Origin of the sequence: Streptomyces oryzae (genome assembly GCF_017676365.1) — a bacterium.
Lineage (GTDB): Bacteria > Actinomycetota > Actinomycetes > Streptomycetales > Streptomycetaceae > Streptomyces > Streptomyces oryzae.
The window spans coordinates 23,017-29,180 of the sequence record NZ_JADKMA010000086.1 but is presented as its reverse complement, the minus strand read 5'-3'; the positions used below and the strand labels follow the sequence as shown (position 1 = coordinate 29,180).

Sequence of the window (6,164 nt, the reverse complement as noted above, 5' to 3'; positions counted from 1 at the left end):
ACAACGCGGGCGGCGCCCCCTACCGCCCGCTGGCCGAGGGCGCCGACCGGCAGCACGCCCGCGTCGTCGAACTCAACCTGCTCGCCCCGATCTACCTCTCCCGCGCGGCGCACGCGCTCATGCGCGAGCAGCACGACGGCGGCGCCATCGTGATGGTCGGCAGCGTCAGCGGAGGCCGCCCTTCGCCGGGGACGGCGGCGTACGGTGCGGCCAAAGCGGGGTTGGAGAGCCTGGCCCGGTCGATGGCCATGGAGTGGGCGGCGGACGGGGTGCGGGTCAACACCGTCGTGCTGGGCATGGCCCGCACCGAGCTGACCGGGCTGCACTACGGCGACGAGGCGGGCGTCGCCGCCGTCAGCGCCACCGTGCCGATGGGGCGGCTGGCGGAACCCGAAGAGGTTGGCGACGCCTGTGTGTTCCTGGCTTCCGATGCCGCGCGCTACATCTCCGGCGCCTCCCTCGCCGTGCACGGCGGCGGCGAGCGGCCCGCCTTCCTGGACGCCGCGAACGTCAACAAACCCTGAGCCTTCGGAGGTCGTCGTGCCCCAGCGAGCCCAGCAGCGAGCCGCCACCACCCCGGACCGCACCGCCGCGGGCCGCGTCGTCGTCGTCACCGGCGCCGGCCGCGGGCTGGGCCGCGCGCACGCCCTCGCCTTCGCACGCGCGGGTGCCCGGGTCGTCGTCAACGATCTGGGCGTCGCCCTCGACGGCGCGGGCGGCACGGGCCGCGCGGCAGCTGCGAACGGGAGCCCCGCCGGGCAAGTGGCCGCCGAGATCCGCGCGATGGGCGGCGAGGCGGCCGTCAGCACCGACGACGTGGCCGACGGCGAGGGAGCCGCCAGGCTCGTCCGTACGGCACTGGAGCGCTTCGGCCGGCTGGACACGCTGGTCAACAACGCGGGGTTCCTGCGGGACCGGATGCTGGTGAATCTCGGCGAGGACGACTGGGACGCGGTCGTACGGGTGCACCTGAAGGGGCACTTCCTGCCGATGAAGCACGCGGCAGCGCACTGGCGCGCCGAGTCGAAGGCCGGCCGGCCCACGCGGGCCCGCATCGTCAACACCACCTCGGGTGCCGGGCTGCTGGGTGCTGTGGGGCAGGGCAACTACGCGGCGGCGAAGGCCGGGATCGCGGCGCTCACCCTCGTCGCAGCCGCCGAGTTCGGCCGGTACGGCGTCCAGGTCAACGCCGTGGCCCCGGCGGCCCGCACCCGGATGACCGAGCGGACGTTCGCGGCGGACATGGCGGCGCCCGCGGACGGGGGCTTCGACGCGATGGCCCCGGACAACGTCTCCCCGCTGGTCGTCTACCTCGGCTCCGACGCGTCCGACGGCGTCACCGGCCGCGTCTTCGAGGCGGAGGGCGGCCGGATCACGGTCATGGACGGCTGGCGCCGTGCCGCTCGCGCTGACAAGGGCGCCCAATGGGAGCCCGGCGAACTGGATGCGCCGCTCCGCGAGTTGCTGCGCAGGTCGCCCGATCCGGAGTGCGTTTACGGCGCGGAGTGAGCTCCGGGGAGGGCCCGCGCCCCTTCGGGGCACGGTGCACGGCTTATCCGACAGGCGCTCCCACCCTGCTCGCCCGGCCGCCGGCCAGCAGGTCCGCATGGCTGAGGGCGAAGTCGCCGTTGGGCAGCAGCCCGGAGAAGTGTTCGCCGCGCACCTGAGAGGGCAGAAAGCCGCGCAGGCGATGCCGCATCGCGGGGTCGTGGTCCACCGGCTCACCCCAGCCGGGAGGCGCCGCGTCGCTGCCGTACAGCACCCAGTGGTCGACCGGAACCTGCCCCACCATGCCGGGTGGCCGCCCGGTGTGCGCGTCCAGCGCGGGCGCCGTCAGCACGTCCGCATCGTGCGGCACGTACCACATCAGCAGCGGCTTGGCCTGCGCGGCCTCGGCGTTGTCGAAGCAGCACACGGCCATCGCGTACCCGGGATAGCGCTCGGCGTAGAACCGCATCAGCTCCGGGTTGAGCGCCGGCCGTTTGTGCGCGGGCACCTGGTGCAGCGCGGCGGGCAGTGCGGTGGGGTCGGAGGCGAGCAGCACGGTGTAGATGTCGTGCTCGAAGACCTGCACCCCGTACGCGGGCTGGTCCCAGCCCATCCAGGCCATGCCGCCCGCCGCCACGGACCTGGGCCGTACGGCATCCACCATCCGCTCCAGCACGTCGGAACTGCGCCCCACGTCCAGGAAGTTGTTCTGCGTCATACCGCGCGCGGGCAGGTGCAGCAGCATGGCGTTCGGGCCGTCGGCGCGGTTGACGGCGGTGTTCTGGTAGCCGAGGACGTGCACCAGCGCGTGCTCGGGATGGTGCAGCCGTCCCATGTACAGCGTGGTGCCGGAGAACTCGGCCGGACCCATGGAGACACACATGGGCTCACGATTTCAGACCCCGGGACGATCCCGCCCAGGGGTCCCGGGTCAGAGCCTCTCGATGATCGTCACGTTCGCCTGGCCGCCGCCCTCGCACATGGTCTGGAGCCCGTACCGGCCGCCGGTGCGCTCCAGTTCGTGCAGGAGGGTCGTCAGCAGTCTGGTGCCGGTGGCGCCGAGGGGGTGGCCCAGGGCGATGGCGCCGCCGTTGACGTTGACCTTGTCCGGGTCGCAGCCGGTCTCCCGCAGCCAGGCCAGTACGACGGAGGCGAACGCCTCATTGATCTCGACCAGATCGATGTCCTCCAGCGTCATCCCGGCCCGCTTCAGCGCGTGTGCGGTCGCCGGGATCGGGGCCGTCAGCATCCGGATCGGGTCCTCGCCGCGCACGGAGAGATGGTGCACGCGGGCGCGCGGGGTGAGGCCGTGGGTGCGTACCGCCTCTTCCGAGGCGAGCAGCACGGCCGAGGAGGCGTCCGAGATCTGCGAGGAGACGGCCGCCGTCAGCCGCCCGCCCGGCACCAGCGGATCGAGGGCCGCCATCTTCTCCAGGCTGGTGCCGCGCCGTGGCCCCTCGTCCACCGCGTGGTCGCCGAAGGGGGCGATCTCCCGCTCGAAGCGGCCCTCGTCGATGGCGCGCAGCGCCCGCTGGTGCGAGCGCAGCGCCCAGCTCTCCATCTCGGTGCGGCTGATGCCCCACTGCTCGGCGATCAGCTCCGCGCCGTGGAACTGGCTGACGGGTGCGTCGCCGTAGCGGGCCCGCCAGCCCGCCGAGCCCTGGAAGGGGCCTTGCACCAGGCCGAGCGGTTCGCCCGCCTGCCGGGAGGCGTAGCCGATGGGGACCTGCGACATGTTCTGCACCCCGCCCGCGACCACCAGGTCGGCGGTGCCGGACATGACGGCCTGCGCCGCGAAGTGCACGGCCTGTTGCGAGGAGCCGCACTGCCGGTCGACGGTCACGCCGGGGACCGACTCGGGCAGCCCCGCGGCCAGCCACGCCGTGCGCGCGATGTCGCCCGCCTGCGGTCCGACGGTGTCCAGGCAGCCGAAGACGACGTCCTCCACCGCCTCCGGGTCCACCCCGGCGCGCTCCACCAGCGCGCGCAGCGCGTGCGCGCCCAGGTCCGCGGGGTGCACGCCGGCCAGCGCGCCGCCGCGCTTGCCGATGGGCGACCTGACCGCCTCGACCATGTAAGCCTCACCGCGGGACATCCGGTCACGCTCCTTGGATCATCGGGCCACCGGGTGGGTGGCGATTCCGTCGAGCACCATCGAGGTGTACTGCTCGGCGATCTCCGCCGCGCTCTTGCGCCCCCAGGGCCGGAACCAGACGGCCGCCACCCACACCGTGTCGCGTACGAACCGGTAGGCGACGGGGACGTCCAGCCGGCTGCGGAAACTGCCGTCGGCCACTCCGCGTTCCAGGGTCCGCGTCCACAGCTGCTGGAAGCGCTCCTGGGAGTCGGACAGATAGCGGAACCGCTCCTGGGAGGCCAGCCTGCGGGCCTCCTTCTGGTAGATGACGACTGCCGGACGGTGCCGCTCCATCTGCCGGAACGACTCGGTGACCAGCCCCTCGAACGTCTCGCGCGGGCCCAGCTCCGCCTCCTCGATCCGCTGGTAGCCCGTCCACAGGTCGGTCAGGAAGGCGCTGAGGATCTCGTCGGCCATCGACTCCTTGGAGTCGAAGTGGTAGTAGAGGCTGCCCGCCAGCATCCCGGCACGGTCCGCGATGGTGCGGACGGTGGTCGCGTTGTAGCCCAGCTCCGCGAACACCTCGGCCGCGGTCGCCAGCAACTCGGCCCGGCGCCCGGCAGCGGGGGCGGCCTTGGCACCCTGCGCTGCCTTTGCGCCGGGGGCAGGCTTTCCGCCGGGGGCGGTCTTCTTCGGCGTCACCATGGGTCCATTGTCCGTCGGGCGCGCGGCAGGCCCTGTCATGGATGCTGGCTGCTGACGGCGACCGTCTCGCCGGTCATGTACGAGGAGTAGTCGCTGGCCAGAAAGACGATCACGTTGGCGACCTCCCACGGCTCCGCGTACCGTCCGAACGCCTCCCGCGCTGTCAGCTCCTCCAGCAGCTGCGGGGTGGTGACCTTGACCAGGTTCGGGTGCATCGCCAGGGAGGGCGAGACGGCGTTGACCCGTACGCCGAACCGAGCCGCCTCCAGCGCCGCGCAGCGGGTCAGCGCCATCACGCCCGCCTTTGCCGCCGCGTAGTGCGCCTGGCCGCGCTGGGCCCGCCAGCCGGCCACCGAGGCATTGTTGACGATCACGCCGCCGTCGCCCGGTTGGTCGCGCATGGCACGCAGCCCGGCGCGGGTGCAGCGGAAGGTGCCGTTCAGGGTGGTGTCCAGCACCCGGGACCACTGCTCGTCGGTCATCTCCACCAGCTCGGCCGTGCCGCCCAGGCCCGCGTTGTTGACCAGTACGTCGATGCGGCCGTGGCGGGCCGTGCAGGCGGCCAGCAGCGCACCCACCTCGCCCTCGTCGGTGACGTCGCAGCGCACGGCCCGTACCCGGCGGGGGCCGAACTCCTCGGCAAGCTTCCGCTCCGTCTCGGCAAGGCGGCGCTCGTGCACGTCACCGATGACGACGCCTGCCGCGCCCTCCTCCAGTACGCGGCGGGCCGTCGCCCCGCCGATCCCGCTTCCGGCCGCTGCCGTGACGACGACGGAGCGGTCGGCGAGCAGACCGTGCGGTGCGGGGCAGGGGGGTGCGGCGCTGCTCATGGGGCGGCCCCTCGCGGCTCGGTGGCTCTCGCGGCTCAGTGGCGCTGTGCGGCTCTCGACGTGGTGGCGGAGCCACGTTAATCTACCAAACACTTGTTAGGGAAGCATTGTGCAGCCTCGTGCGAGGAGAGTGCCCGCATGCCCGACGACCGCCCGGCGACCCCGGAGGTGGTGACGTACGAGCACCTGGGCAGCGTCGCCCGCGTCACCCTCAACCGCCCCGAGTACCGCAACGCCCAGAACTCCGCCATGACCTACGCCCTCGACGCGGCGTTCCAGCGGGCCGCCGACGACGACACGGTCCGCGCCGTCGTGCTCGCCGGCGCGGGCAAGCACTTCAGCGCCGGGCACGACATCGGCACGCCGGGGCGCGACGCGCATCTCTCCTTCCCGCGCAGGGCCGGGCTGTGGTGGGACCACGCCGGCAAGGAGGGCGGCGAGGCCCGCTACGCACGGGAGTCCGAGGTCTATCTGGGGATGTGCCGCCGCTGGAGGGAGCTGCCCAAGCCCGTCGTCTGCGCCGTACAGGGGGCCTGTGTGGCGGGCGGGCTGATGCTGGCCTGGGTGTGCGACCTGATCGTGGCCGGCGAGGACGCCTTCTTCGCCGACCCGGTGGTACGGATGGGCATCCCCGGCGTCGAGTACTTCGCCCACCCCTGGGTGATGGGGCCCCGCGTCGCCAAGGAGTTCCTGTACACGGGGGAGAGGATGCCGGCCCGGCGCGCGTACGAGATCGGCATGGTCAACCGCGTCGTCCCCCGCGCCGAACTCGCCGCCGAGGCCGAGGCGCTGGCGCTCCGTATCGCCGAGATGCCCCGCTTCGGCCTGGCACTGACCAAGCGTGCGGTCAACCAGGCCGAGGACCTGATGGGCCTGCACAGCGGCCTGGACTCGGTGTTCGGCCTGCACCACCTGGCACACGCCCACAACGCCGAGACGGGCGCCGACGCGCTCGGCGGGATGGACGCCCGGAAGATGCGGGCGGCGGGCGGCCAGGCCCCCTCCGAAGAGGGCCGTAAGGGCGCGGACATGGGCGAGGACAGGGACACGGACAGGGCCTGAGC

General features: G+C 73.0%; 7 protein-coding genes. 3 read left to right on the top strand and 4 right to left on the bottom strand.

Annotated features, from left to right (window positions below):
• Both ITI46_RS18120 and ITI46_RS18115 read left to right on the top strand, forming a co-directional pair.
• A partial coding sequence (locus tag ITI46_RS18120) for an SDR family oxidoreductase (RefSeq protein WP_209240681.1) occupies window positions 1-524 on the top strand: 524 nt, incomplete at its 5' end.
• A 16-nt stretch (window positions 525-540) separates the two neighbouring features.
• Window positions 541-1,509, top strand: a complete 969-nt coding sequence (locus tag ITI46_RS18115; protein ID WP_307808221.1) for an SDR family oxidoreductase — start codon at window positions 541-543, stop codon at window positions 1,507-1,509.
• 43 nt (window positions 1,510-1,552) lie between these two features.
• On the opposite strand, the gene ITI46_RS18110 is transcribed toward ITI46_RS18115, so the two are convergent.
• Genes ITI46_RS18110 through ITI46_RS18095 form a run of 4 tightly spaced genes read right to left on the bottom strand, consistent with a single transcriptional unit; the run spans window position 1,553 to window position 5,100 of the window.
• Complete coding sequence (locus tag ITI46_RS18110; protein WP_209240679.1) at window positions 1,553-2,371, bottom strand: hypothetical protein; 819 nt, start codon at window positions 2,369-2,371, stop codon at window positions 1,553-1,555.
• Between the two features lie 48 nt (window positions 2,372-2,419).
• The gene (locus ITI46_RS18105; RefSeq protein WP_209240678.1) at window positions 2,420-3,583 is read right to left on the bottom strand and encodes an acetyl-CoA C-acetyltransferase; all 1,164 of its coding nucleotides are present in this window, start codon (window positions 3,581-3,583) and stop codon (window positions 2,420-2,422) included.
• A gap of 18 nt (window positions 3,584-3,601) precedes the next feature.
• The gene (locus ITI46_RS18100) at window positions 3,602-4,270 is read right to left on the bottom strand and encodes a TetR/AcrR family transcriptional regulator (protein WP_247746164.1); all 669 of its coding nucleotides are present in this window, start codon (window positions 4,268-4,270) and stop codon (window positions 3,602-3,604) included.
• A 35-nt stretch (window positions 4,271-4,305) separates the two neighbouring features.
• Window positions 4,306-5,100, bottom strand: coding sequence for an SDR family oxidoreductase (locus ITI46_RS18095; RefSeq protein WP_209240677.1), 795 nt, complete (start codon window positions 5,098-5,100; stop codon window positions 4,306-4,308).
• 138 nt (window positions 5,101-5,238) lie between these two features.
• On the opposite strand from ITI46_RS18095, the gene ITI46_RS18090 reads away from it, so the two are divergent.
• Entirely contained in the window at window positions 5,239-6,162 is a 924-nt protein-coding gene (locus ITI46_RS18090; RefSeq protein ID WP_209240676.1) for an enoyl-CoA hydratase, read from the top strand.
• Window positions 6,163-6,164: the final 2 nt, after the last annotated feature.

Coding starts and splice junctions, on each gene's coding strand:
- ITI46_RS18090 (WP_209240676.1), top strand. CDS start 5,239: ATGCCCGACGACCGCCCGGCGACCCCGGAGGTGGTGACGTACGAGCAC.
- ITI46_RS18095 (WP_209240677.1), bottom strand. CDS start 5,100: ATGAGCAGCGCCGCACCCCCCTGCCCCGCACCGCACGGTCTGCTCGCC.
- ITI46_RS18100 (WP_247746164.1), bottom strand. CDS start 4,270: ATGGTGACGCCGAAGAAGACCGCCCCCGGCGGAAAGCCTGCCCCCGGC.
- ITI46_RS18105 (WP_209240678.1), bottom strand. CDS start 3,583: ATGTCCCGCGGTGAGGCTTACATGGTCGAGGCGGTCAGGTCGCCCATC.
- ITI46_RS18110 (WP_209240679.1), bottom strand. CDS start 2,371: ATGTGTGTCTCCATGGGTCCGGCCGAGTTCTCCGGCACCACGCTGTAC.